The organism is Brenneria corticis (assembly GCF_003115855.1).
Lineage (GTDB): Bacteria > Pseudomonadota > Gammaproteobacteria > Enterobacterales > Enterobacteriaceae > Brenneria > Brenneria corticis.
In genome coordinates this window covers 1-25,657 of record NZ_KZ819101.1, presented here as the reverse complement: position 1 = coordinate 25,657, position 25,657 = coordinate 1, and the positions used below count along the sequence as shown (strand labels likewise).

Sequence of the window (25,657 nt, the reverse complement as noted above, 5' to 3'; positions counted from 1 at the left end):
GGGGCTTTATTGCCGTAAGCAGGATAAGCCCCGGCGGCCTAAACCGAAAATAAGGGTAGGTAATAGTATGAATTCAATAATTCGTTCCACGCTATTAATTATGTCCATGTTGTTGCTTCCGTTGACCAGTCTGGCGCAAACCATTGAACTGCGTATGTCCTGGTGGGGCGGCAATCAGCGGCATCAGGCCACGCGCCTGGCGCTTGACGCTTTTGAACAGGCCTATCCCGGTATAAAGGTAAAATCCGAACCGGGAGGCTTCGACGGGCAATTACAGCGGTTGGCGACGCAGGTAGCCGGTAATTCCGAACCGGATGTAATGCAGATTAACTGGAACTGGCTGCCGGTTTTTTCCAAGACCGGGGATGGCTTTTACGATCTGAATAAGCTGGATAAGGATATTGATTTATCCCAATTCAGCGAACGCGCGAAAAGTATGGTGGTGCGCGAAGGGAGGCTGAACGGCGTGCCGGTTTCTCTTACCGCCAGACTTTTTTACTACAATGCGGAGCCCTGGAAAAAAGCCGGCTTAAGCTACCCAACCACATGGGATGAGCTATTTGCCGCCGGGAAAGTGTTTAAAGAAAAACTGGGAGAGGATTATTATCCGTTATCCATTTATCCCAATTCCGAGATCGTGGCTATTCTGAACACCTATATGGTGCAGAAATATAATATCCCGATGGTGAATGAAGAGAAAAAGAAATTTAATTACAGTAAAGAACAATGGCTTGATTTTTTTGGTTTCTATAAGAAATTGATCGATGAACACGTCATTCCGCCCGCCGTTTCTTATTATGCCTCTTTCGGAAAATCCAATCCCTGGGAAGTGCGGCCGTGGATGAACGGGCAGCTTGGCGGGAAATATCTTTGGACCACGGATGGCATCTATGCGCCTAATCTGAAAAATCCCGACGATTACGTTCTTGGCCCGTTTATCATGCTGCCCGGCGCCAAAGAGTCAGGACTGTTCTTTAAACCAGGTTTGATTTTTTCCATCGGGAAAAATACGCGTCACGTCAAAGAAGCGGCGCAGCTGGTGAATTTCCTACTCAACGATCCGCGAGGCGTTACGGCAATGGGGCTGCACCGGGGAATACCGGTAAGTGAAAAGGCGGTGCAAATTCTCCAGCAACAGAAGATGGTTGACGCGGACAATTTGCAATTAAAATCGCTGCAACAGATGGAAGGGCTGGTGGGTAAAATCGACGTCTCCACTTTTCTGGAAGATGCGAAATTTCAATCGCTTATGACAACGTATATTGAACGGTTGGAGCAAGGAAAAATTTCTCTGGATGAAATCGCCACGGCGTTCCCCAAAGAGGCGGAACGGCTGTTAAAAAGATTCTTCTAACGAATAGCCAACGTTGACGGACGCCCGCCGGGGTATCTACCCCGGCGGGCGTCCGTCATAACCCCACAACGCCCACCGGTTTATCAAAAAATTAGCTTTAGACAGGAGGAAAACTTCTTTTCAGATCCTTCCGTAGGGAATTAATGTAATTGCATTAATTTCAATTGTTATTAATGCGATGCGTTCAAATAAGTCTTCCCGGATTTTCCCATTAATTCCTTTGGCTGGAGGAGATGCCTTGAAAAAGGTGATGTTGTGGTTGGCCGCGCTGTTTTTTTCCCTGTCAACGGTTGGCGCCCGCGGTGAGGTCATTGATGAAAATTATCCCCGGAAGACCGTGCGTATCGTCGTCCCGGTTGCGGCGGGCGGCAGCGCGGACAAGCTGGCTCGGGTGCTGGCGGAAGAGCTGAGCCGGGCATGGGGGCAGTCGGTGGTGGTGGAAAATATTCCCGGCGCGGGCGGCGTAATCGGCACGTCTCAGGCGGCTCGCGAGCCGGCGGATGGCTATACCCTGCTGCTGCGCGGCGAGTCGGCGGTGCTGCCCACCCTGTTGCTGCCGAATCCCGGTTACCAGCTCGACGATCTGACCGGCGTGGTACAGGCGGTCGTCAATCCGCAAATTCTGGTGGTGCGTCCCGGTCTGGGCGTTTCCACCCTGCAAGAGTACATCGACCTTGCCAAAACAAAGTCGGGGGAGATTACGGTGGGGCTGCCGGGCAATGCCGGCATCGCCCATATCGCCCATGAACAGTTCAATCGCCAGGCGGATATCAAGGTGAATTTTATCCCTTATTCCGGCGGTGCGCCGGCGGCGGTCGACGTTATCGGCGAGCATATCGACGCCACCCTGATCACCCTGGCGGCGGTGACGGAATATGTCCGCGCCGGTCGTCTGGTGCCCATCGCCGTCACCACGTCCTATCGCTCTCCCGCACTGCCCGATGTCCCGACTTTTGCCGAGTCCGGCTTGCCAGGGTTCTCGGTGGAGAGCTGGCAAGGGCTGCTGGCGCCTGTCGGCACGCCGGACGGGGTGAGAAACAAAATCAATCGCGATGTGCAGGCGCTGCTGAATACGCCGCAGGTCAAGGAACGCGTTGAGAACCTTGGCTTCGGTATTGCAAAGCCGCATACGCCCGCGGACGTTGACGCCTTACTGCAAGAGCAGGGCCGGACGTATGCGGAAATCATCAAGTCCGCCGGCATCAAGCTGCAATAAACAAGGCGTTAATGCCATGCGCATCGTCGATCACAAGAGTTTTCTGACGGGGGTATTTTATATTCTTGTCGGCGCAGGCGGCGTCGGCTACAGCAGCCTTTACTCTCTGGGGAACCTGGCCCGTATCGGGCCGGGGTATTTTCCGTTGGCGCTGAGCGCGTTGCTGGCGCTGCTGGGAGGGATTATCAGCCTGCGCTCCGTCAGGCTGAGCAAGCCGGACGTGGAGAAAAGCCCGCCGCGCGCGCCGGTATTCGACTGGCGCGGCGATATTTTTATCCTGCTGTGGATCCTCGCTTCCGTTCTGCTGTTCGCTTTTTTGCTGCCGACGCTGGGGCTGGTGCTCGCCATTCCGCTGCTGGTGATTTTGTCGGGGCTGGCAAGCCATAACAGGCATTATCGGCAGATCCTTCTCAACGCCTTCTTTATTACGCTGCTGAGCCTGGCGGTATTTATTTACGGACTGGGGCTATTGCTCCCGCTGTGGCCGCGTTTTCCGGGGGGCGCGTAATGGAATTGCTGGATAACCTCTACCTCGGTTTTACCACGGCGCTCTCCTGGCAGAATTTGCTCTACGCGCTGATTGGCTGTCTGCTGGGCACGCTGATCGGCGTGCTGCCCGGTCTGGGGCCGGTGCCGACCATCGCCATGCTATTGCCGATTACCTACAACCTGCCGCCCACGCCGGCCCTGATTATGCTGGCCAGCATCTATTACGGCGCGCAGTATGGCGGGTCGACCTCGGCCATTTTGCTGCGCATTCCGGGGGAGTCCTCGTCCGCCGTCACGCTGATCGAAGGGCACGCCATGGCGCGCCAGGGACGCGCCGGCATCGCCCTGTTCGGCGCGGCGGTCGGTTCGTTTATCGCCGGCTGTTTCGGCGTCATGCTGTTGGCCGCTTTCGCCAATCCCTTAACGGAGCTGGCTTTCATCTTCGGTCCCGCCGAATATTTTTCGCTTATGCTGCTGGGGCTGGTGGGGGCGATTGCCCTGTCGTCGGACGCTTTCGACAAGTCTTTGGGAATGGTGACCCTGGGCCTGCTGCTGGGACTGGTGGGCACGGATGCCAACTCCGGCGTGACGCGTTTCGACTTTGGCGTATTGCGCCTGATGGACGGCATCAGTTTCGTTTATCTGGCCATGGGGATTTATGCCATCGCCGAAATCGTCGGCAATCTGGCGCAGTATAAAAAGCAGCCGGTGGCGGCCACGACGAAAATCAATACGCTGTGGCCGCAAGGCAAGGATATAAAAAGGATGCTTCCGTCCATCGGTCGCGGAACCATGCTCGGTTCCGTGCTGGGCATTTTACCGGGCGCCGGCGTGACCATCGCCGCCTTTGCGGCCTATACCCTGGAGAAAAAAGTCTCCCGATACCGGGGAGAGTTCGGCGCGGGAGCGATAGAGGGCGTCGTCGGCCCGGAGTCCGCCAACAATGCGGCGGCGCAGACCAATTTTATTCCGCTGCTGACCATGGGCATTCCCGGCAGCGGCGTGATGGCGCTGATGCTGGGCGCGATGATGATCCACAATATCCAGCCCGGCCCGCAGGTGATGGCCAACCATCCGCCGCTGTTCTGGGGGCTGGTGGCCTCGATGTGGATAGGCAACCTGATCCTGATTATCCTCAATCTGCCGCTGGTCGGCATCTGGGTGCGTCTGTTGTCCATTCCTTATCGGCTGCTCTATCCGGCGATTCTGGTGTTTTGCTGCGTCGGGGTTTATTCCATCAGCAATTCCGTGTTCGGCATCTATGTGATGGCCTTTTTCGGCGTGCTGGGTTATCTGTTCGTCAAACTGGATATTTCTCCGGTTCCCTTGCTGCTGGGGTTTGTTCTCGGGCCGATGATGGAAACCAGCTTTCGCCGGGCGTTGATGGTTTCGCGCGGCGACCTGAGCGTATTTATCGACCGGCCCATCTCGCTGTCCCTGTTGCTGGCGACGCTGGCATTTGTGCTGCTGGCCCTGTTGCCTAAGCTGAGATTGAGAAAACAGAAACTGTTGGGGGAGACTGAAACGTTATGACGACATTGATTGCGGCGGCGACGGTTAAAACCTGGCTGCACGACGGCGGTGAAATCGCCTTGCTGGACGTGCGCGAGGCGGGGGAGTTCGGCGAAGGGCATCCGCTTTTTGCCGTGTCCGTCCCTTATAGCCGGCTGGAATTGGATGTCGGGCGCCTGGTGCCGCGGACCCATACCCGCATTGTGCTGCTCGGCGGCGAAAACCAGACCGCGGAAAAGTCGGCCCGGCGGCTGAAGGAACTGGGTTATCAGCAGGTTTATATCCTGTCCGGCGGCCTCTCGGGCTGGCGACAGGCGGGGTATGGGGTATTCAAAGGCGTTTATGTGCCCTCCAAAGCGTTCGGCGAACTGGTGGAGCACGAATACGCCACCCCCAGCCTGAGCGCCGCCGAACTGCATGCCTTGCAGCAAGGGGCGCAGCCGGTGCTGTTGCTGGATGGGCGTCCGCTGGATGAATTTCACAAGATGAGCCTGCCGGGGGCGGTATGTTGTCCCAACGCCGAATTGCCCTACCGGCTGCATTCGCTGGTGGCCGATGAGCGTATCCCGGTGGTGATCAACTGCGCCGGAAGGACGCGCAGCATTCTGGGAGCGCAAATCCTGCTGTCGGCGGGCGTCCGCAATCCGGTATATGCGCTGGAGAACGGCACTCAGGGCTGGTATTTGCAGGGATATCCGCTGGAGTCGGGCAGCGCCAGGCGCTACCCGCCGGTGGATGGCGCCGCGCCTGTCCTGCACTCGCGGCGTGAGGCGGCGCGCGCTTTCGCCGTACGCCAGGGGGTAAGCTGGATCGACGGCGAAACGCTACAAGCCTGGAAAAAGGAACAGCAGCGCAATCTGTTTGTGTTTGATATTCGAACGGCGGAAGAGTTTGCGCAAGGCAGCCTCTCCGGGGCGGCGCATGCGCCGGGCGGCCAGCTGTTGCAGAATACCGATCTGTTTATCGGCGTGCGCGGCGCGCGGGTGGTGCTGGCCGACGCAGACGCGATCCGCGCGCCCATTATCGCCGGCTGGCTGAAACAGATGGGACACGAGGTTTATCTGCTGGCCGAATTCGAACTATCGCCTCCGGCGCCTGAAGCGCGGGAGGCGATAGCGGCGGAAAAAATCATCGATCTGCCACGGTTGGCGCAGGGGCTGGCGCAAAATAGCCTGAGCGTTATCGATCTCAGATCCAGCCAGAGCTATCGCCACGCGCATCTGGAAAACGCCGTCTGGTCCATTCGCCCGCGGATTGAAAGCCTGCTGGCCGCGGAGTCGCGTCCCGTGGTGTTGGTCGCCGACGATTTGCGCCTGGCCGCGCTGGCGGAAAAAGAGGTTCCCGCCGCGCTGCCGGTCTATTACGCCCGCGCCGATATCGACGCCTGGCGGGCGGCGGGACTGCCGCTGGTCTCTACGCCCGATGCGCCGCCCGATGCGCAGCGAATCGACTACCTGTTTTTTGTTCACGACCGGCATGCGGGCAATAAAGAAGCGGCTCGCCGCTATCTGGCGTGGGAAACCGGTCTGATTGACCAACTGGACGCGCAGGAAAGAGCGTCATTCAGACTGCGGCCGTAAGCGTTTAGGCGGCGTCATAGCCGGGGTTTCCGGGTACGAGCGCGGCGCGATACGCAACCTTTCTTCTCTGGCCGGGTCCGCCCGGCTCTCTTTTTGTAGTCCGTATTATTTACCGCTATGACCCTGTTGCTCACCTTTTTCGAGGACCGTAGCGGACGTTGGTTAAGCGGTTTATGCAAAATCCCATCGTCTATGTTGAGCAAATTCATTTTTATCGGCAGCGCTTATCTGATTACTTTATAAGCTTATCATTTATAAAACGTATGCAATTTATCAATAAAAAATTAGCATCATCCTCGTCTTGACTATTTTTTCCTCTGTCGGGAAAGCGCTGAAAGCGGCTGCCCGGCAGGGTTTGATTGAGCCATCACCAGGGGAATTTGACATGCGTTTATTAAAAAGAGCCATACCGGCCGGCGCGCTGGCCGTTTCTATACTGTCGGGGAACGCGCTGGCCGCGGAACCCATCAGGATCGGCGTATTCAGTCATCTGTCCGGGCCGTTTGCCGAATACGGCATCAGCACCCGCAACGCCATCGAGCTGTATGTGGACGGCGTCAATGCCGGCGGCGGCATTGACGGCCGCAAAATCGAACTGGTGACCGAAGACGATCGCAACTCGCCGCAGGAAGCGGCGACGGTGGCGCGCAAGATCGCCGGCACGCCGGGCGTGGTGCTGGCTATCGGCTCATGGTCGACGACCGCGTCGCTGGCGGCGGCGCCGGCGTTTATCGACGCCAAGATCCCGCAAATCAGTCCGACCTCTTCGCATCCCGACTACTCCAAACAGAGCGATTATCAGTTCCGGCAGAACAATACCGACGATATTCTGGCGCAGTACAACGCCGATACCATTCAAAAAAAGCTGAAGGCTAATCGCATCGCCATTCCCTATTCGCAGGACGACTGGGGCGTTTACACCGGAAAAGCCACCGCTGAAGCGATCAAAAAAGGCGGCGGAGAAGTGGTGCTGCTGGAAAGCGTGCAGCCCAACGCCAAAGATTTCCGTCCGCTGATCAGTAAACTGCGCGCCGCCAGGCCGGACGGCGTATTCCTGGCGCTGCCTTACCAGGAAGCGTCCATCTTTATTCAGCAACTGCGGCAGGCGGGGATCAATGTGCCGGTAGGCGGAGGTATTCCTCTCACCTCGCCCAAATTTATCGAACTGGCGGGCAAAGCGGCCGAAGGGGCGGTGTTCCACACCATTTTCTTCGCCGGCGATCCCAAGCAGGCCGAATTCGTAAAAGCCTATCAGGACCGTTACGGCCGCGCGCCGGACCAGTTCTCCGCGCTGGCCTATGACGCCGTGGGCGTCGGCGTGGCGGCGATCCGCCGGGCAGCGGCGTCGGGACAGCCGCTCACCGGTCAGGCGGTGCGCGATGCGTTGGCCGACGGCCCGGCTTATCAGGGCGTGACCGGCGAAACCAAATACGACCACGGCAACGTGCACAAGGCGCCGATTTTCATCACGGTGCGCAATGGCAAGCACGAGCTGTTCTGACCCCGGCGCGGGCAGTCTGTTTTCTCTATTCCGTCGCACGGGGCCGTTATGGAATTGTTTTTCAGCCAGATACTCAACGGCGTGGCTATCGGCCAGGTCTATGCGCTGATCGCGCTGGGCTTCAGCCTGGTATTCGGCGTCTCCAATCTGATTAACTTCGCCCAGGGGGCGCTGTTTATGCTGGGGGCGTTTTTCGCCTTCAGCGGCGTAGTGAGTTTCGGGCTGCCGCTGCCGGTCGCCGCCGTACTGTCGGTGGCGCTGGTGACCCTGCTCGGCATGCTGCTGGAGCGCGTGGCGCTGCGGCCGTTGCAGGATGCCGCCTATATCGCGCCGCTGCTTTCCACGCTGGCGCTGAGCATGATTATCGACCAGTTGGCCGAGATCGTCTGGTCGCCGGAAGGGCAGGCTTTCCCTTCGCCGTTTGAGGATTACACCTTCTTTATCGGCGGCGCTTACATCACCAGCACCGACATTCTGATCTTTACCTTCGGCGGCAGCGTGGCGCTGCTGCTGACGCTGTTTCTGTCGCGAACCTGGCTGGGGCGCGCCCTGCGGGCGGTGGCGCAGGATCGCGACGCCGCGGCGCAGCTCGGGGTGCGTACCGGCAACGCGCGTCAGCTGGCCTTCGGGCTGGCGGGGGCGCTTGGCGCCATCAGCGGTATTCTGGTGGCGCTCTATTTTAAAAGCGTCTTTCCGCAGATGGGGCTGCCTTTCGCGTTGAAAGGTTTTGCCGCCGCTATGCTGGGCGGGCTGACCAGCATTCCCGGCGCGGTGCTGGGAGGCATGATGCTGGGGGTGGTGGAAACGCTGGCCAGCGCTTACGTGGGCGAAGGGTTTCGCGATCTGGTGGCCTTTTCGGTGCTGCTGCTGTTCCTGCTGTTTCGGCCGCAGGGATTGCTGGGCGACCGGCGTCTGTCCGCGCTGGGCGGCGGCGCGGCCGCGGGGGGGGCGATGCCCAGCACCAGCCTGCTCAGTTCCGCTTCCGGCCAGCGCGCCAGCAATGCGGCGCTGGAACTCCCCTCCTGGGGATTTGCGGCCGTGGCGGCGGCGTTGTCGCTGTTGCCGCTGCTGACGCAAGACGGCTATCTGTTGCAGGCGGTGGCCTACGCGATGATTTTCGCGCTTCTGGTGGCCAGCGTCTCGCTGGTGTCGGGCAGCGTGGGGGTGATGTCGATCGGTCACGCCGCGTTTTACGGCGTGGGCGCTTACGCCGTGGCGATTTTGGCGCGTGAGCATCAGCTGCCGGCCGAACTCGCGCTATTGGGCGGCGCGCTGCTGGCGGGCACGGTATCCATGCTGACCGCGCTGCCGCTGATGAAGCTGAGCGGACACACCGCCGCGCTGGGCACGCTGGCGATAGGGCAAATCGGTTTTCTGGTGTTTATGACCTGGCTGCCGGTGACGCGCGGTCCGATGGGCTATCTGGGCATTCCGGCGCCGCATCTGGCGCTGCTGGGGGATATGCGTCTGACCGGCCTGGCGGGCAAGTTCTGGCTGGTGGCGGCGGTGACCGGCGCTGCGCTGCTGCTGGCCGACCGGCTGGTGAAGTCCGGCATCGGCCGGGTATGGCGCGGTATCCGCGAAGACCGGCTGGCGGCGCATACCGCCGGGCTGCCGGTGCGGCGCTACGTGATGCTGGCGTTTGCCGTCTCCGGCGCCATGGCCGGGCTGGCCGGGGGGCTGTTCGCCTACGTGCAAACCGTGGTCAGTCCGGAGAGCTTTATGGTTCAGGCGTCGATCCTGCTGCTGGCGATGGCGGTGCTGGGAGGTCTGGGCAATATCAGCGGCGCGGCGCTGGCGGGATTCACGCTGACCTTACTGCCGGAATTGCTCAGGGGTTTTGCCGAGTGGCGCATGATCGCCTACGGCATCGTGTTGTTGATTGCCCTGCGGGTGCGTCCGCAGGGCTTGCTGGGGGCGAAATAATGCAGCCGAACGGTGGATTTATCGTTGATGCGGTATCGCGCCATTTCGCCGGCGTCAAGGCGGTCGACGCCGTCAGCTTCCGTCTGGCGCCGGGAGAAACGCTGGCGCTGGTGGGGCCGAACGGCGCCGGAAAATCGACGCTGATCCAGTTGCTCAGCGGCGTGGAACGCGCCACGTCGGGGCGCATCTATCTCGACGGCCGCCATATCGACCGGCTGCCGCCGGAGCGCGTCGCCCGGCTGGGCGTGGGGCGCAGTTTCCAGACTTCGCGGGTGTTTCCGGCGTTGTCGGTATGGGACAGCGTCATGCTCGGCACCCAGACGGCCCTGCTGCGCCAGCCTTCCGGGCGGATGATTAATCCGCTGTCGGAAGTGCTGCACACGCTGCTGGCAACGCGGCGCTGGCGCGAACGCAACGCCGCGTGCGAAACCGCGGCGCGCGACGCGCTGGCGTTATTCGGCGATCGGCTGTTGCCGCGCCGGGACGCGCCGGCCTTCACGCTCTCTTACGCCAACCGGCGGCGGCTGGAGATTGCGCGGGTGCTGGCGGGCGCGCCGGATTACCTGCTGCTGGACGAACCGGCGGCGGGCATGAATCCCACCGAAACCGCCGAATTGACCGAACTGATCGCCGACCTGCGGCGACAGCGGCCGACGCTGGGAATTCTGGTGGTCGAACACAAGCTGTCGCTGGTGAGGCGCGTGGCCGACCGGGTTATCGTACTTAATCAGGGGCGGGTGCTGGCGCAAGGCACGCCGGACGAGGCGCTGGATCACCCGGAGGTGATCGAAGCCTATCTGGGCCGCAAGCGCACCCGCCCTACGGAATCGGATGCACATCTTGGCTAATACAGTGAACTCTCCTTTTCTCTCTTTGCGCGGCGTCGAGGTGCACTACGGCGCGGTGCAGGCGCTGTTCGGCATCGACCTGGAGGTACAGGCCGGCGAAGTGGTGGCGGTGCTGGGCGGCAACGCCTCCGGCAAGTCGACCACTCTCAAGAGCGTGCTGGGGCTGGTGCGCCTGTCCCGGGGCGAAATCCGCCTGGCGGATGAGCCGATTCAGGGGCTGGATCTGGCGGACGTGATCGCGCGCGGCGTGGCCAGCGTGCCGGAGGGACGGCGGCTGTTTCCGGAAATGTCGGTATACGAAAATCTGCTGATGGGGGCCTATGCGCGCCGCGCCGACAAGGCGGCGGTCGCCGCGGCGCTGGAGGAGGTGTACGCCACCTTTCCGCGCCTGGCCGAACGGCGCGGGCAACTGGCGGGCGCGCTGTCCGGCGGCGAGCAGCAGATGCTGGCGCTGGGGCGCGCCTGGCTGCGCAACGCCCGGCTGATCTGTATCGACGAGCCGTCCATGGGGCTGTCGCCCAAATATGTGGATATGGTGTATGAGGTATTGTTCCGCTGGAAGGCGCAGGGCCAGACGATACTGTTGGTGGAGCAGAACGCGCGCATCGCGCTGGAGCTGGCGGATCGCGCTTATGTATTGCAGCACGGCAGGATTATCGTGCAGGGCGCGTCCGCCGAGCTGGCCGTCGATCCGGCGGTGCGTAAAGCTTATCTGGGGGCGGCATGAACGACGACCTGCGTTATCTTGACACCGACGTGCTGGTGGTGGGCGCCGGCGGCGCCGGCATGAGCGCGGCGATAGCGGCGGCGCAGCAGGGACGCCGCGTGCTGCTTGCCGACCGTAGTCTGATCGGACGCGGCGGCGCCACCATTATGGCGCAAATGACGGTGGCGGCGGCGCTGGGGGAACAGGGCGAAGACAGTTGGCGGCACCATTACGCCGACACGCTGGCGGCCGGCCGCGGGCTGTGCGATGCCCGGCTGGCCCGCTTGCTGTGCCGGCAGGGCGTCTCCGCCATCCGGCTGCTCGATCGGTGGGGCGTGGGTTGGGCGCGGCACGACGGCCGTCTGGCGCAGGTGCAGGCGCCCGGACATGACCGGCCGCGCTGCGTCTACGTCGACTACCTCAATACCGGGCCGGCCCTGGCGCGCACGCTGCGCGCCCAACTGCTGCTCCATGAAGCGGTGAAGCGGGTGGGCGACCTGCAAATCACCGCGCTGGTGCGCGACGGCGATCGCGTCGTCGGCGCCGTCGGTCTGCACCGGGCCAGCGGCGCCAGCGTACTGATCCGCGCCCGCGCCGTGGTGCTGGCCACCGGCGGCCTGACGCGCCTCTATCGGCGCAGCAGCGCCTCGCTGAACATGTGCGGCAACGGCCATGCGCTGGCGCTGAGCGCCGGCGCCAGACTCCAGGATATGGAGTTCGTGCAGTTTTTCCCTATCGGCCATCTGGCGCCGCGGCTGGTGGGGTTCGATCCGGTAATGTGGGATCCGTTTCGCTATAAGCTGGGGGGCAAATTGCTCAACGGTTCAGGCGACGAGTTTGTCGAACGTTACGGTAATCAGTCGGAGCAGGAGGGCTATACCGTCACGCGCGATGCCGCGACCTACGCGATTATCAAGGAAGCCGAGGCGGGGCGCGGCTCTCCGGCCGGCGGCGCCTACCTGAGCTTTCGCCACGTAGCGGCGGAAAAGCTGGACGCGGCGTTCGGGCCGATTATCGGCCGGCTGGCCGGACAGGGCGTCGATCTGCGCACCATGATGGTCGAGGTGGCGCCGATCGCCCATTACCATATGGGCGGCGTGCGGGTGGACGAAAACCTGCATTCAGACGTGCCGGGGCTGTTCGCGGCGGGAGAGGTGGTGGGCGGCGTCAGCGGCGCCAACCGCCTGTCCGGCAACGCCATTACCGAGGCGGTGACCTTCGGGCTGCACGCGGGGGCCCACGCCGCCCGTTATGCGCACGACGCCGCGGACGCGCCCGACGCCGTGCGGCTGCGCGCGCTGGCGCGGTCGGCGCTGGAGGCGTTGCGGCCGTCGGGGCGGGAGCTTGCCGCGCGCGGCGTCGGCGAATTGACGGCCGAGCTGCGCGACATTATGCAGGACGACGTCGGTCCGTTCCGCACCGACGCCGGTCTGAGGCGCGCCCTGACGCGCCTGGACGCGCTGGAAGCGGAGTTGGGCAATGAACTGCCCGGCACCGTCAGCCCGCACGACGCCCGCCGCGCCGGCGCGCTGGATCTGCGCCATATGCTGCTGGCGGCGCGGGCGGTGGCGCTGTCGGCGCTGAACCGCACCGAAAGTCGCGGCGCGCACCAGCGCGAAGATTTTCCCGGTCTGGACGACGCCTGGACGCTGAACCAGACCGTTTCCTGGCGCGACGGCGCGTGGAGCCTCTCCCGCCGGCCGGTACGCGCAACGACGGAGGCGCAGGCATGAGCGACAAACCAAACCTGAGACCCGATAACGACGCCGGCGGCCATGCGGCGTTACGCATTCGGCGCGGCGTCGGCGCGCAGGCCGACCATTACCAGACGTTTACCGTGCCGCTGGCCGAGGTCACCACGCTGCTCGACGGCCTGGAGTGGATACGCCGCCACGCCGACGACAGCCTGGCGTTCCGCTACTCCTGCATTAACGCCAAAGCCTGTAAACAGTGCATGATGCGCCTGGACGGCAAGGTGGTTTACGCCTGCGTGACCCACCTGCGCGCCGACGCCGAACACCGCGTGGAGCCGATGGCCAATAAGCCGCGGCTGCGCGATCTGGTGGTGGAAAACGGTCCCAACGGAGAACGGCTGGAAGAGCCGTCGCCAACCGGGACGCATCGCGCCGAACGCATAAGTGATAAACGGGCCGCGCCCGATAATAAGATGGAGTGAAATTGTGTCAAAACCGATTACCCCAACGCCTGACGGCGCCGACGCGACGAACAGTGCGGATCGCATTCTGTCGTCGGCGCATCTGGCGACCGGCCTGTATCCCGAATTATCCGAACTGGAGTTCGGCATGATCGTCGCCTACAACGCGTTCAGCCGCTGGATCACGCGATGTATGGCGGGCGCGGGCGAAGCCGATCTGGCCGTCAACGATATCCTGGTGCTGCACCACGTGCACCACCGGGGACGCAGCAAGAAGCTGGCCGACATTTGCTTTACGCTTAACTACGAAGATTCGCACGTTATCAACTACTGCCTGAAAAAGCTGGTCACCATGAAGTTTATCCGCGGCGAAAAAATCGGTAAGGAAGTGTTCTATACCAGCACGCCGGAAGGCGCGGCGCTGGTGGAGCGTTTCCGCGACGTGCGCAATCGCTGCCTGTTGCCCAGCATGGCGGGCGAGGTGGCCGACGGCGAGGTGCTTTCCGCCATCGCCCGGCAGCTCAGAACGCTGTCTGGCCTTTACGATCAGGCCGCCCGCGCGGCGTCATCCCTATGAGCAATAACAGCTGGCAATTCTGGATAGACCGGGGCGGCACCTTTACCGATGTGGTGGGGCGCCGACCCGATGGCGCGCTGGTCACCTGCAAACTGTTGTCGGAAAACCCGGAGCAGTATGACGACGCGGCGGTGGAGGGCATCCGGCGCCTGTTGGGGCTGAAAGCGGACCAGGCGATCCCCGCCGGCGCCATCGGCGCGGTGAAAATGGGCACCACGGTGGCGACCAACGCGCTGCTGGAGCGCAAGGGCGAACGCCTGCTGCTGGCGGTGACGCGCGGTTTGCGCGACGGCCTGCGCATCGCCTACCAGAACCGCCCCAGACTGTTCGACCGGGAAATCGTACTGCCCGAGCAGCTCTATGGCGAGGTGGCGGAGATCGACGAGCGGCTGGATGCGGCGGGCGAAGTGGTGCGTCCGCTGGATGAGCGCGCCGCTCTGGCGGCGTTGCGCGCGGCGGCGGGGCGCGGTTATGCCGCCATCGCCATCGTGCTGATGCACAGCTATCGCAATCCGCGCCACGAACTGCGGCTGGCGGCGCTGGCGCGCGAGGCGGGCTTCACCCAGATATCGGTATCGCATCAGGTTTCGCCGCTGATACGTTTTGTGGCGCGCGGCGATACCACGGTGGTGGACGCCTATCTGTCGCCGGTGCTGCGCCGTTATGTGGATCGCGTGGCGCGCGCGTTGCCCGGCGTGCCGCTGCAATTTATGCAGTCCAACGGCGGGCTGACCGACGCGCAGGCGTTTCAGGGCAAGGACTCGATTCTTTCCGGACCGGCGGGCGGCATCGTCGGGATGGCGCAGGCGGCGCGCGAGGCGGGCTGCGAACGCGTCATCGGTTTTGATATGGGCGGGACTTCGACAGACGTCTCGCATTACGCCGGCGAATTTGAACGGGCGTTCGACACTCAGGTGGCGGGCGTGCGGCTGCGGGCGCCGATGCTGAGCATTCATACCGTGGCGGCGGGCGGCGGCTCCATTCTGAAGTTTGACGGGACGCGTTTGCGCGTCGGCCCGGCGTCGGCGGGGGCCGATCCCGGCCCGGCCTGCTACCGGCGCGGCGGGCCGCTGACGGTGACCGATGCCAACCTGATGCTGGGACGCATCCAGGCCGGGCATTTCCCGTCGGTGTTTGGGCCGCGGGCCGACCAGCCGCTGGATCGCGAGGTGGTGGTGAAGAAATTCGAGGCGCTGGCGGCGGAGGTGTCCGCCGCCAGCGGACGCGCGGTCGGCGCCGAGTCGCTGGCGCAGGGCTTCCTCGACATCGCGGTGGCGAGCATGGCGAACGCCATCAAGAAGATCTCGGTGCAGCGCGGCTACGATATCACGCGTTACACGCTGGTGACCTTCGGCGGCGCGGGCGGGCAGCATGCCTGCCGGGTGGCGGACGAACTGGCGATGCCGAGCGTGCTGGTGCATCCGCTGGCGGGCGTGCTGTCCGCCTACGGCATGGGGCAGGCGTCGGTGGTGGCGATGCGCGAGCGGTCGGTGGAACAACCGCTGGACGCGGCGGGGCTGGCGCTGGCGGGCGAGACCCTGGACGCGCTGGCGGACGGCGCGGCGGCGGAGCTGCGTCAGCAGGGCGCGCAGGCGGAGGCGATCCGCGTGGAGCGCCGGCTCTATCTGCGCTATGAGGGCACCGACACCGCGTTGCCGGTGGCGGCTGACGCCCCGGACGCGATGCGCGCGCAGTTTGAGCGCACCTACCGCCAACGTTTCGCCTTTCTGATGCCGGAACGCCGGCTGGTGATTGAATCGGCGGTGGCCGAAGCGATTGCCGCCCCGGACGTGTACGATGATGCGCCAAGCGCCGACGGCGGCGATGGCGCCGCGCCGCCGGATGCCGCCGGGCAGGTGGATATTCATATTGACGGCCGCTGGCGGCGCTGCCCGCTGGTGCGCGGCGGGGATTTGCGCCCCGGGCGGCGCGTCGTCGGCCCGGCCATCATCACCGACGCCAACGCCACCACGGTGGTTGACGCCGGCTGGGGCGCCACGGTAACGCCGCGCCGCCACCTGCTGCTGGAGCGGGTGGAGGCCCGCCCGACGCGCGTGGCGCTGGGAACCCAGGCCGACCCGGTGATGCTGGAGATCTTCAATAACCTGTTTATGTCCACCGCCGAGCAGATGGGCTACCGCTTACAGAACACCGCCTATTCGGTGAACATTAAAGAGCGGCTGGATTTTTCCTGCGCGCTGTTCGACGCCGATGGCGGTCTGGTGGCCAACGCGCCGCATATTCCGGTGCATCTCGGCTCAATGGGCGCCAGCGTCCAGGCGGTGATGCGCGCCGGCGCCGGCGCGCTGCGCCCCGGCGACGTCTATATTCTCAACGACCCCTACGCGGGCGGCACCCATCTGCCCGACGTCACGGTGGTGACGCCGGTGTTCAGCGCCGACGGGCGGAAGCTGCTGTTTTACGTCGGTTCACGCGGCCACCATGCCGATATCGGCGGCCTGACGCCGGGCTCGATGCCGCCGGATTCGCGGGTTATCGAAGAAGAAGGGGTGCTGATCACCCCCTTCAAGCTGGTGGCGGACGGCCATCTGCGCGAGGCCGAACTGCGCGAGCTGCTGCTGGGCGCGCGCTACCCGGCGCGCAACGTCGAGCAGAATCTGGCCGATCTGCGGGCGCAGATCGCCGCCAACGAAAAAGGCCGCGAAGAGCTGCTGCGCATGGTGGACGCCTTCGGGCTGGAGGTGGTGCGCGCCTATATGCGCCATGTGCAGGACAACGCCGAAGAGTCGGTGCGGCGCGCCATCGCCAGCCTGAGCGACGGAAGCTTTACGGTGTCGCTGGACAACGGCGCGCGGATAAGCGTGAAGCTGACGGTGGATCGGGCGCGCCGCGCCGCCACGCTGGACTTCTCCGGCAGTTCGCCGCAGCAGCCGAACAATTTCAACGCGCCGCGCGCCATCACCTCGGCGGCGGTGCTCTATGTGTTCCGCACGCTGGTGGAGGACGATATTCCGATGAACGAAGGCTGCCTGAAGCCGCTGACGCTGGTGGTGCCGGAAGGCAGCATGCTTAATCCGCGCTATCCGGCGGCGGTGGTGGCGGGCAACGTCGAAGTCTCGACCTGCGTCACCAACTGCCTGTACGGCGCCCTGGGGGTGATGGCGGCCAGCCAGCCGACCATGAACAACCTGACGTTCGGCGACGGCCGCTATCAATATTACGAAACCATCGCCGGCGGGGCGGGAGCCGGCGGGCGTTTCGACGCCCGGGGCCGCCCGATCGGCGGGTTCGACGGCGCCGACGTGGTGCAGACGCTGATGACCAATTCGCGGCTTACCGACCCCGAAGTGCTGGAGCTGCGCTATCCGGTGCGCGTGGAGCGCCATGAAATCCGCCGCGGCTCCGGCGGCGCGGGGCGCTGGCACGGCGGCAACGGCGCGGTGCGCACGCTGCGTTTTCTGGCGCCGATGACGTTGTCGCTGCTGGCCAACGGCTGGGACAATCCGGCTTTCGGACTGGCGGGCGGCGCGTCGGGCGCGCCGGGGCGCAGCCGCATCATCCGGGCCGACGGCCGGGTGGAGCCGCTGCGTCATGCCGATCGGGCGCAACTGCAGGCCGGGGATTGTTTCGAAATAGAAACGCCGGGCGGGGGCGGTTTTGGCCCGCGGCAACAGGAGGAGAGCAAATGACCACGCCGGCGCTTGAAGCCCGTCTGCGCATTCGCAGCGGCGCGCACACCGGACATACGGGCGGTCTGGCGCCCGGTTACGTGCAGGGCAATATTGCCATCCTGCCGGCGTCCTGCGCGGCCGATTTCCTGCGCTTTTGTCAGCGCAATCCGCAGGCCTGTCCGCTGCTCGCCGTCTCCGAGCCGGGGGAGCCGATACTGCCGTCGCTGGGGGAGGGGATCGATATCCGCACCGATGCGCCGCGCTACCGGCTGTGGCGCGACGGTGAGCTCAGCGAGGAATGCGATGATATCCGCCGCCTTTGGCGTAAGGATCTGGTGAGCTTTGTGATCGGCTGTTCGTTCTCGTTCGAACAGGCGCTTATCGAAGGCGGTATTCCCCTGCGCCATGTGGAACAGGGGCGCAATGTCGCCATGTATCGCACCAGCCTGCCCACGCAGCCCGCCGGGCCATTCCACGGCCCGCTGGTTGTCTCGATGCGCCCGCTGCGGCCCGCCGACGCCATCCGCGCCATCCAGATCACCTCGCGTTTTCCCGCCGTTCATGGCGCGCCGATCCATATCGGCAAGCCCGAGTCGATCGGCATACGGGACCTCGCCAATCCTGACTACGGCGACGCCGTGGAGATCGGCGCCGACGAGCTGCCGGTGTTCTGGGCCTGCGGCGTCACGCCCCAGGCCGTCGCGGTGGCCGCCCGCCTGCCGCTGTGCATCACCCATGCGCCGGGTTGCCTGCTGATCACCGATCTGCTCAATTCACGCATGGCCAGCCTGTAATCGGCAGGGAGCCCCTCACGCTCCCGAACCCGGCGTGAGGCGGCTTAAAAGCATCCGCCTGGGGGCGTTATCGATCCCGCATCACGTCCCGGCGGGCCCGATCGACCAGCGACAGGTAGCGATGCAGGCGCTCTTTTCGCTCGGCCAGCAGCAGGCGCTTGGTCCACTCCAGCGCATTGCCGGAATGGGACGCCAGGCGCGCGGCCAGCTCCAATGCCGCGTCATAGGCATTCGGCGCCACCTGGTTGACCAGACCCATGGCCAGCGCCTCGTCGGCAGCGAAAGTGCGGGCGCTGAGCATGATATCCAGCGCGGCGGCCTCGCCGATCAGGCCCGGCAGGGTAATGGCGCTGAAACCTGAAAGCATGCCGTGACGCACTTCCGGAAAGCTGAACTGGGTGTCGTGTTGGGCTATGCGGAAATCACAGTGGATCGCCAGGCTGATGCCCAGGCCCAGAGTGTAGCCGTGTAGCGCCGCCACCACCGGTTTAGTCAGGTCGTTGCCGACGCCGGGCAGGGCGCGCGCCAGCAGGTCGCTGCTCACCGTTTCGCCGGTGGCTTCGATCTCCTTAAGGTCGGAACCGGCGCAAAAAGCCCGCTCTCCGGCGCCGCGCAGCACAATGGCGCGAACCTCGCGGTCCTTTTGCGCCCGCTCCCAGATCTCGGCCAGCTCGCGTTTGGCCGCGCTGGCAGGCGGTCAGCTTCGTTCCCGTCCTGACCCTGCGTCATAATAAGGTGAAGAGCAACGTGGACTGGCTCTACTCCTACGATCGCAACGATATCAGCCTGAAGCTGGAGCGGACTTTCTAAGCGCGCACGTTTACCTATCTGCGGTAATTAGTGGATATCGCTAATGGAAATGAATTTTTTAAATATATTGAAATTTTATATTTGTAATATTATTATTTTTCTCAATAATATTTCATCTTTCCCAAGACTAATGGATTTTTAATCTTGCTTGTTAAAGTTTGTGGGGTATATATAAAGACGAATATAGTTAGTCTGAAAATTTATTCGTTAATCTGAGAGTTAGCCTTTTTATATCTAAAAACATAGAGAGTGAATAAATTGCTGGCTAATTTTTTATCTGCATAATATTCATCTTAATGAAAATATAAGCTATTTAACTATATCAATGGAGTTACAGTGGGACACATGCTGGGAATAAAAGAGTGGATGGGGGTTTCTGGTAAAAAATTTCTCGATGTGAGAAATACGCTGGAAAACTATTTGCTGCAAAGTAATTTTCAATTTTATTATTTTGGCGCGGTATCAAAACGCTCTATTTACAGTGAGAATTCCCATGTGCTCGGTGAAAGCTTTTTAGAGAATTTAATTCAGTTAAATAAAATAAACTCAGATTATATTTTCGCCCCGGAAGGAACATTTCGTGTTTATAACCACATATTAAATTCTGGTGAGTTGCAAAAAAACAAAAAAGGCAAGGTATTTTATTCTCAGGAGTTCATGAGAAATGAGCCCGACTATCAAGTAAAAAATGGGAAAACATTTTCTTTTTGGCAAACAGGGTTTGAATGTTATGGTTATCCATCTGAAGAGTATGCTTGGCTAGCATTGAAAACAACTATTGAAGCATTGTCTTTGTTATCTATTGATAATTTATACTTTAGGATTTCTGACAAAAGGATTATTGAGTCATTACTGGAAGACTTATCTATTGCTGAAAGAAGAAAAATATACGGTCTGATTGATAACTGTTCTGAATCCCCCTGCCTGTTTCAAAAAGAGTTCATTTATCAGGGAGGGAACGTTGCACTGGCTAACGAAATCACTGCCCTGTTGAGTGTGACGCAAAATGAAAATTTCTCGATAAATGACTTGACTCCATATATAAAAAACAAAGAGGCGGAAAGAGGAATCATAGAATTACAGATCATGGCAGAGAAAATAAAAAAAGAATATCCGAAAACCGGTGTAAAAATAATTTCATTCATGCCTAAAAGTTGGGATGCCTGCGACGCTTTGCTTTTTGATGCCAGAATAGTCGGATATCCATATGCTGTAGCTGGCGGAGGGAGTTTAAATGCGCTAAATGAAAAATACAATTGTAATAAAAGTGGCGCCGGTATCGGTATAACCAGATTAGTGGATTATTTAACCGATAATTATTAATGGAGAATCCATGGCTGAGGTAAAAATAATAACAATTTGCGAAAATCATGTAGAGCCTTCATTTGGCTTACGGGCATCACATGGATTTTCGCTTTATATCGAATTTAATGGGAAACGTATTATTTATGATGTCGGTCAAGATGATTCATTCATAAAAAACGCTAAACTGTTAAATATTGATATAACTAAATGTGAGCATATAATTATCAGCCATGGTCATTTTGACCATTCTGGAGCATTAAGCGATGCGATATGTTTTATCTCTCCTGAACGTATTATTATTCAAAAATCAGCCTTTGATAAAAAATATAGATCGTCAGAAGGGAAGTTATCTGATATAGGGATCGGAAGTGAACTAAAGGAAATGAACTTCAATTATGCATATGAAAAATCATTTTTATTGGATGATAATATCTGGGCGCTAGTCAATACACCTAAAACCGCGGAGTGTTTTTCAAGCAAAGAACCATTGTTTGTTGAACGTGATGGTAAAATAATTGACGATGATTTTTCCGATGAGATTAGTCTGGCTATAAAAACGTCCCGAGGATTGATTGTCTTGTCCGCGTGTTCACATCGTGGTTGCTATAATATCTTGGCGCATGCAAAGAAAATAACCGGGGTCGAAAGAATAGCCTGTTTTATCGGTGGCACGCACCTGTGTTTTAAGCATCGTGATGATGCACATAAAGAGTTGAATGAGATAAATAAAATGAATATTGGAAGCTATTTTTTAGGCCATTGCAGCGGATTGGAAAATATCTTCCATCTAAAATCCATCGTTGCTAATCCGAACGATGTTCATGTCAATTATGTTGGTAGGAAAATTTTAATTTAAGAATTAATATGAGCAATTATATATCCCCTTATAAAAAAGATCATAACGGCAGTCTTATAAAACTTGCCACTAATGAAAATCCTTATGCAACGCATGTGGAGTTTGTTTCATCTTTGGAGAAAGATTTATTTAATATAAACAGATATCCTGAAACAGATTCGTTGGAAATTAAATCTATGCTGGGAAGTCTGCATGGAGTAGCCAATGAAAATATCATCTTAGGCGCTGGGTCTGATGAATTAATTACCCTTATTGCAATGAGTTACATCGCTAAAGATGAATATTCAATTATGTCTAATCCAAGTTTTTTTCGTTACAAACAGGCAACGGAGAATGTGGGTGGATATTGTTCTCTTGTAAACGCCAGGAATTTTAATCATGACCTCGAACTCATGGCGATGGCAATTAAAGAAGAAACCAAAGTCGTTTTCTTGTGTAACCCGAATAATCCTACCGGAACATTTATCTATCTTGATGAAATAGAAGCGTTCATTAAAAAAGTTCCTAAGTCAGTATTGGTTGTGGTTGATGAAGCTTATTTCGAATATGTTGAAAATAGTCGGAATGAAACGTCAATAAATTTAGTTCGTAGCCATGATAATCTAATAATATTGCGTTCTTTTTCCAAGTTTTATGGTTTGGCTGGATTAAGAATCGGTTATGCTATTGCTCAAAATGAAATAATAAAAAGGCTATATAAATATAAATCTCCCTACAGCGTTAATTCTCTGGCTATATCGGCGGTAAAAACTATACTTCCGCACCATGAAAGCTACTTTGTTTCACAATATCTTGCCAATTTTAAAAGGGAAAAGAAATTTTTCTACCAAGAACTTGATGGATTAAATATAGATTATATCCCTAGTCAGGCTAATTTTGTTTTTGCGAATTTTTCAGAGAAAATGCCATCCTTATCACTCTTTCTCTCAGCAAGAAATATTGCAATAAGAAACTGTGAAATGTTTGGGTATCCTCAATATGCCAGAATTACAATTGGGAGCGAATCGGAAAATAAAAAGTTATTCTCGGCGATAAGGGATTTTTTATCGGATGGAGGTGTTGATGATTGAGTTAATTTACTTTCTGATTTTTCTTTCTTTTCTGATGTACTTTTTCTTTTTCAGAAGAGCTGAGTTGCCTCAGGTAGGCAAGGTTTTTCTGATGTTCAATATTAAGCTATTGCCGTTTGTATTAGCCATTATAATATTGACCAGTATTATCAGGTACTACATACCTCAAGACGCCATTGTTCGCTATCTGGGAGCATCCAGTCATTTTCATACGGATGTTTTTCTGGGGGCTTTTTTAGGGTGCTTTTTCGAAGGGCCATCAATCATTGCCTTTGTAATCGGGGCAATCCTGATGCAACAAGGTGCGAGCGCGGGTGCGATTACCTCTTTCATATCCTCCTTTTCTATGATTGGTTTAATCGCTATCCCTTTGGAAATAAAAGAGTTAGGGGTTAAATTTACCTTAACGCGTTTTTTCGTAACATTTTTGTTTTCATTGCTTTTCGGCATTGCTGTCCAATTTTTTATAAGCATATAGGAAAAATAATATGTTTGCTGTTGTTTATAGGAATAAGCTATTTGTTTGCTCATTACTCATGCTGGCTATAATAGCATGGGTAAATAAAGCAGATTTTTTAATTATATGGGCAGATATTTTACATGTATGCGGTCAAACGCTGGTTATACTCATCCTGATGTTTGGATTATTAGCTTGTATTAAGCCAATTCTAGATTCTGGCGTCATAAAAGAAAAAATAAGCCGAGCCAGTGATTATAAAAGTATGACGCTGGCAGCTTTACTGGGGCTTGTTATAAGTGGCCCTATCTACCCAGGTTTTACTCTGGGGAAAATGTTATTGGCTAGCGGTGTTCGTGTGAAAACAATAATTATCCTGCTAAGCGTATGGGGCACATTAAAATTACCAATGCTTCCCTTCGAAATCGATATTCTCGGTGGAAAATATACCCTGATTCGTTGGATAGTGACTGGAATTGGCATTGTTATCATGAGTTTGTTATGTGATTTTATTATTACTGCTCTCAATAGAAGGCCAACTCAGCTTCCCCCGCAATAAACAACTGACCGGTATGCCATATGATGCGTAAGGATAGAGGTTCTCTATCCTTCGTTGATTCGTTTACAAGCATGATTTTTATCGAAAACATTCAGGTCCTCCTGAGTTACAATTGATAAGAATTTTTCTGCGTGGTTTTTAACCAGATTCAAGATATTTTTTTACTTGCCAAATGACACTGATAATATTGAATTTCCCTGAGTCTCTATGCTTTTTTTTTAGTTGATATTAAAGGAGTTTTTCAGTAATGGAGATATTTTTTGCATTTGCGTTAAGCAAAAATTTTTTTGCGCCACCTTGCATCTCGTCTTGCTTGTGCTAAATAAAATAGGAAGCATAAAATTTTACAAATGATAACGTCCATGAATTATCGAAAAAATAAAATATAACAAAGACAGAATTAACTAAGTATCTTATGGCGGAAATGTTCTGGCGGCATGTTGTTGCCTGCCGTCCAGTATCTGTTTTTCTGAAAAACAGACAATTTTATTAATTAGGGTGCTACTTTAATTAGGGTTTTTATGATGAATTAATTACCGGCGCGTGATTAATTCACTGTGGATTTCTTTTGCCGGGAATATATGAGTGATGTATTCAGTAGTCTTTTTTCATCACTGATTTTTGACCAATACTCGTTTGGGAGTGGAAGTTAAATGAGTAATTTCTCTATTACCGCGAAAGAAAACGGCGTTACCTCTATGGTCAATACCTCTTCCGGAGAACTGAATTTATCTTCTCCTTCCATTGTGACGTTGCAGGCCGGTCGGCAAGAAATTGCTTCCATGACTCGCTCCGGCAATGACTTGATGGTGACATTTCACTCCGGTGAAAAAGTGGTACTGAAAAACTTTTATATTGCCGGAGAACGCGGCCCCAGCGAATTGGTGCTGGAAGACGAGAATAGCGCGCTCTGGTGGGTAAAAGATCCTGCAACGCAACCTCAATTTGAATCCATTTCCACTATTGATGAGATCACGGCCGGCGCCGGAGGTGCGGAATCTGCCGGCGGTTCTGCCCTGCCGTACATTCTGGGCGGGATCGCCGGCGTGGCGACCTTGGCCGCTATGGCGTCCGATCGCCACGATGATGATGATAACGAACGTGACACCCGCGCACTCGACGCGCCGACGGTAAACATCAGCGAGGATGGCTCTGCCATTAGCGGTGAAGCGGAGCCGGGCGGTAAGGTGACCATTACCGATATCGCCGGTAATGTGTTGAGCAGTATGACGGTGGGGGATGACGGTCACTTTACGCTGCCGTTACCACCGTCGCTGACCAACGGCGAGACGATTAGCGTGGTAGTCAGCGATGCGGCGGGTAATGTTTCTGCTGCGACAACCGTTTCCGCACCTGGCTCCACTCCCCCCTCAGAGCCAACCGATCTGTCTGTGGCGGAAGATGGTGCCGCCGTTAGCGGTAGCGCGGACGTGGGCAGTACGGTGACTATTACCGACGCCGCCGGCAATGAACTGGGCAGGGTGACGGTGGGTGAAGACGGTAACTTTAGCGTGCCGTTATCCCCGGCGCTGACCAATGGCGAGGTGATTAATGCGGTAGCCAGCGACGCGGCTGGCAATACGTCTGCGACGGTTACTTTGAACGCACTGGACACCACCGCCCCTTCAGCCCCAACCGATCTGCTGGTGGCGGAAGACGGCGCCGCCGTTAGCGGCAGAGCCGAAGCCGGCGGCACGGTGACCGTTACCGATACGGCCGGCAACGTGCTGGGCAGCACAATAGCGGGTGAAGACGGCCGCTTTACCATGGCGTTATCACCCGCGCTGACCAACGGCGAGGTGATTAATGCGGTGGTCAGCGATGCGGCGGGTAATACTTCTGCCGAGATCAGCGTCACCGCACCTGATGCTACCGCGCCAGATAATACTGCGCCCTCCGCTCCCGCCGATCTGCTGGTGGCGGAAGACGGTACAGCCGTCAGCGGCAGCGCCGAAGCAGGCAGCACGGTGACCATTACCGATGCGGCAGGTAATGTGCTGGGCAACGTGGCGGTGGAAGATGATGGTCGCTTTACCGTACCGTTATCCCCTGCGCAGACCAACGGCGAGACGATTAGCCTGGTAGTCAGCGACGCTGCCGGTAATGCCTCTGTGGCGGAGAGCGTTACCGCCCCAGATACCATGGCACCGGCGGCGGCTGGTGATCTGTTGGTGACAGAGGACGGTACCGTCGTCAGTGGCACAGCCGAGGCGGGCAGCACGGTGAAGATCACTGATGCAGCCGGCAATGAACTGGGCAACGCAACGGTGGGGAACGATGGCAGCTTTACCATACCGCTATCACCGGCGC

General features: G+C 57.9%; 22 protein-coding genes. 21 read left to right on the top strand and 1 reads right to left on the bottom strand.

Going from position 1 to position 25,657, the window contains the following annotated elements; translation table 11 throughout:
- Positions 1 to 67 precede the first annotated feature (67 nt).
- From DDT56_RS22225 to DDT56_RS22160, 14 genes are all read left to right on the top strand, one after another.
- Complete coding sequence (locus DDT56_RS22225; RefSeq protein WP_136168559.1) at positions 68 to 1,354, top strand: ABC transporter substrate-binding protein; 1,287 nt, start codon at positions 68 to 70, stop codon at positions 1,352 to 1,354.
- A gap of 247 nt (positions 1,355 to 1,601) precedes the next feature.
- On the top strand, positions 1,602 to 2,570 hold the full coding sequence (locus DDT56_RS22220) for a Bug family tripartite tricarboxylate transporter substrate binding protein (RefSeq protein WP_246856862.1): 969 nt from the start codon (positions 1,602 to 1,604) through the stop codon (positions 2,568 to 2,570).
- Between the two features lie 16 nt (positions 2,571 to 2,586).
- A complete protein-coding gene (locus DDT56_RS22215; RefSeq protein ID WP_168197673.1) occupies positions 2,587 to 3,078 on the top strand; it encodes a tripartite tricarboxylate transporter TctB family protein in 492 nt (163 codons plus the stop codon).
- Positions 3,078 to 4,592, top strand: a complete 1,515-nt coding sequence (locus tag DDT56_RS22210) for a tripartite tricarboxylate transporter permease (protein WP_136168556.1) — start codon at positions 3,078 to 3,080, stop codon at positions 4,590 to 4,592. Before DDT56_RS22215 ends, DDT56_RS22210 begins: the two co-directional genes overlap by 1 nt.
- The gene (locus DDT56_RS22205; RefSeq protein ID WP_136168555.1) at positions 4,589 to 6,151 is read left to right on the top strand and encodes a rhodanese-like domain-containing protein; all 1,563 of its coding nucleotides are present in this window, start codon (positions 4,589 to 4,591) and stop codon (positions 6,149 to 6,151) included. The genes DDT56_RS22210 and DDT56_RS22205 overlap by 4 nt, the downstream gene beginning before the upstream one ends.
- A gap of 385 nt (positions 6,152 to 6,536) precedes the next feature.
- Positions 6,537 to 7,652 carry an ABC transporter substrate-binding protein gene (locus DDT56_RS22200; protein WP_136168554.1) on the top strand — a complete coding sequence of 372 codons (1,116 nt, stop codon included), beginning with the start codon at positions 6,537 to 6,539 and terminating at the stop codon, positions 7,650 to 7,652.
- A 48-nt stretch (positions 7,653 to 7,700) separates the two neighbouring features.
- Positions 7,701 to 9,578, top strand: a complete 1,878-nt coding sequence (locus DDT56_RS22195; RefSeq protein WP_136168553.1) for an ABC transporter permease — start codon at positions 7,701 to 7,703, stop codon at positions 9,576 to 9,578.
- Positions 9,578 to 10,426: an ABC transporter ATP-binding protein gene (locus DDT56_RS22190; protein WP_136168552.1), complete on the top strand. Its 849-nt coding sequence runs from the start codon at positions 9,578 to 9,580 to the stop codon at positions 10,424 to 10,426. Before DDT56_RS22195 ends, DDT56_RS22190 begins: the two co-directional genes overlap by 1 nt.
- Positions 10,419 to 11,153, top strand: a complete 735-nt coding sequence (locus DDT56_RS22185; protein ID WP_246856857.1) for an ABC transporter ATP-binding protein — start codon at positions 10,419 to 10,421, stop codon at positions 11,151 to 11,153. Before DDT56_RS22190 ends, DDT56_RS22185 begins: the two co-directional genes overlap by 8 nt.
- Positions 11,150 to 12,865 (top strand): FAD-binding protein, encoded by a 1,716-nt coding sequence (locus DDT56_RS22180; protein WP_136168550.1) that lies wholly within the window; start codon positions 11,150 to 11,152, stop codon positions 12,863 to 12,865. The genes DDT56_RS22185 and DDT56_RS22180 overlap by 4 nt, the downstream gene beginning before the upstream one ends.
- Positions 12,862 to 13,308, top strand: coding sequence for a 2Fe-2S iron-sulfur cluster-binding protein (locus DDT56_RS22175; RefSeq protein WP_136168549.1), 447 nt, complete (start codon positions 12,862 to 12,864; stop codon positions 13,306 to 13,308). The genes DDT56_RS22180 and DDT56_RS22175 overlap by 4 nt, the downstream gene beginning before the upstream one ends.
- A gap of 4 nt (positions 13,309 to 13,312) precedes the next feature.
- On the top strand, positions 13,313 to 13,864 hold the full coding sequence (locus tag DDT56_RS22170) for a winged helix DNA-binding protein (protein ID WP_246856856.1): 552 nt from the start codon (positions 13,313 to 13,315) through the stop codon (positions 13,862 to 13,864).
- Positions 13,861 to 17,514: a hydantoinase B/oxoprolinase family protein gene (locus DDT56_RS22165; protein ID WP_136168548.1), complete on the top strand. Its 3,654-nt coding sequence runs from the start codon at positions 13,861 to 13,863 to the stop codon at positions 17,512 to 17,514. Before DDT56_RS22170 ends, DDT56_RS22165 begins: the two co-directional genes overlap by 4 nt.
- Positions 17,511 to 18,290 carry a putative hydro-lyase gene (locus DDT56_RS22160; protein ID WP_136168547.1) on the top strand — a complete coding sequence of 260 codons (780 nt, stop codon included), beginning with the start codon at positions 17,511 to 17,513 and terminating at the stop codon, positions 18,288 to 18,290. Before DDT56_RS22165 ends, DDT56_RS22160 begins: the two co-directional genes overlap by 4 nt.
- A gap of 67 nt (positions 18,291 to 18,357) precedes the next feature.
- On the opposite strand, the gene DDT56_RS22155 is transcribed toward DDT56_RS22160, so the two are convergent.
- Positions 18,358 to 18,960, bottom strand: a complete 603-nt coding sequence (locus tag DDT56_RS22155) for an enoyl-CoA hydratase/isomerase family protein (protein WP_256373235.1) — start codon at positions 18,958 to 18,960, stop codon at positions 18,358 to 18,360.
- A gap of 65 nt (positions 18,961 to 19,025) precedes the next feature.
- Between DDT56_RS22155 and DDT56_RS24905 the strand changes: the two genes are divergently transcribed.
- From DDT56_RS24905 to DDT56_RS22120, 7 genes are all read left to right on the top strand, one after another.
- Positions 19,026 to 19,100, top strand: coding sequence for a hypothetical protein (locus DDT56_RS24905; RefSeq protein ID WP_246856861.1), 75 nt, complete (start codon positions 19,026 to 19,028; stop codon positions 19,098 to 19,100).
- Between the two features lie 345 nt (positions 19,101 to 19,445).
- Complete coding sequence (locus DDT56_RS22145) at positions 19,446 to 20,423, top strand: ATP phosphoribosyltransferase regulatory subunit (protein WP_246856860.1); 978 nt, start codon at positions 19,446 to 19,448, stop codon at positions 20,421 to 20,423.
- Positions 20,424 to 20,433: 10 nt separating this feature from the next.
- Entirely contained in the window at positions 20,434 to 21,261 is an 828-nt protein-coding gene (locus DDT56_RS22140) for an MBL fold metallo-hydrolase (RefSeq protein WP_136168545.1), read from the top strand.
- A gap of 8 nt (positions 21,262 to 21,269) precedes the next feature.
- Entirely contained in the window at positions 21,270 to 22,331 is a 1,062-nt protein-coding gene (gene hisC / locus DDT56_RS22135; protein WP_136168544.1) for a histidinol-phosphate transaminase, read from the top strand.
- Positions 22,324 to 22,809, top strand: a complete 486-nt coding sequence (locus DDT56_RS22130) for a permease (RefSeq protein WP_168197672.1) — start codon at positions 22,324 to 22,326, stop codon at positions 22,807 to 22,809. Before hisC ends, DDT56_RS22130 begins: the two co-directional genes overlap by 8 nt.
- A gap of 10 nt (positions 22,810 to 22,819) precedes the next feature.
- A complete protein-coding gene (locus tag DDT56_RS22125; RefSeq protein ID WP_136168542.1) occupies positions 22,820 to 23,347 on the top strand; it encodes a hypothetical protein in 528 nt (175 codons plus the stop codon).
- A 653-nt stretch (positions 23,348 to 24,000) separates the two neighbouring features.
- Positions 24,001 to 25,657, top strand: a 1,657-nt coding sequence (locus DDT56_RS22120; protein ID WP_136168541.1) for an Ig-like domain-containing protein, incomplete at its 3' end; no start/stop codon positions are given.

Coding starts and splice junctions, on each gene's coding strand:
- DDT56_RS22225 (WP_136168559.1), top strand. CDS start 68: ATGAATTCAATAATTCGTTCCACGCTATTAATTATGTCCATGTTGTTG.
- DDT56_RS22215 (WP_168197673.1), top strand. CDS start 2,587: ATGCGCATCGTCGATCACAAGAGTTTTCTGACGGGGGTATTTTATATT.
- DDT56_RS22210 (WP_136168556.1), top strand. CDS start 3,078: ATGGAATTGCTGGATAACCTCTACCTCGGTTTTACCACGGCGCTCTCC.
- DDT56_RS22205 (WP_136168555.1), top strand. CDS start 4,589: ATGACGACATTGATTGCGGCGGCGACGGTTAAAACCTGGCTGCACGAC.
- DDT56_RS22200 (WP_136168554.1), top strand. CDS start 6,537: ATGCGTTTATTAAAAAGAGCCATACCGGCCGGCGCGCTGGCCGTTTCT.
- DDT56_RS22195 (WP_136168553.1), top strand. CDS start 7,701: ATGGAATTGTTTTTCAGCCAGATACTCAACGGCGTGGCTATCGGCCAG.
- DDT56_RS22190 (WP_136168552.1), top strand. CDS start 9,578: ATGCAGCCGAACGGTGGATTTATCGTTGATGCGGTATCGCGCCATTTC.
- DDT56_RS22180 (WP_136168550.1), top strand. CDS start 11,150: ATGAACGACGACCTGCGTTATCTTGACACCGACGTGCTGGTGGTGGGC.
- DDT56_RS22175 (WP_136168549.1), top strand. CDS start 12,862: ATGAGCGACAAACCAAACCTGAGACCCGATAACGACGCCGGCGGCCAT.
- DDT56_RS22165 (WP_136168548.1), top strand. CDS start 13,861: ATGAGCAATAACAGCTGGCAATTCTGGATAGACCGGGGCGGCACCTTT.
- DDT56_RS22160 (WP_136168547.1), top strand. CDS start 17,511: ATGACCACGCCGGCGCTTGAAGCCCGTCTGCGCATTCGCAGCGGCGCG.
- DDT56_RS22145 (WP_246856860.1), top strand. CDS start 19,446: ATGCTGGGAATAAAAGAGTGGATGGGGGTTTCTGGTAAAAAATTTCTC.
- DDT56_RS22140 (WP_136168545.1), top strand. CDS start 20,434: ATGGCTGAGGTAAAAATAATAACAATTTGCGAAAATCATGTAGAGCCT.
- hisC (WP_136168544.1), top strand. CDS start 21,270: ATGAGCAATTATATATCCCCTTATAAAAAAGATCATAACGGCAGTCTT.
- DDT56_RS22130 (WP_168197672.1), top strand. CDS start 22,324: ATGATTGAGTTAATTTACTTTCTGATTTTTCTTTCTTTTCTGATGTAC.
- DDT56_RS22125 (WP_136168542.1), top strand. CDS start 22,820: ATGTTTGCTGTTGTTTATAGGAATAAGCTATTTGTTTGCTCATTACTC.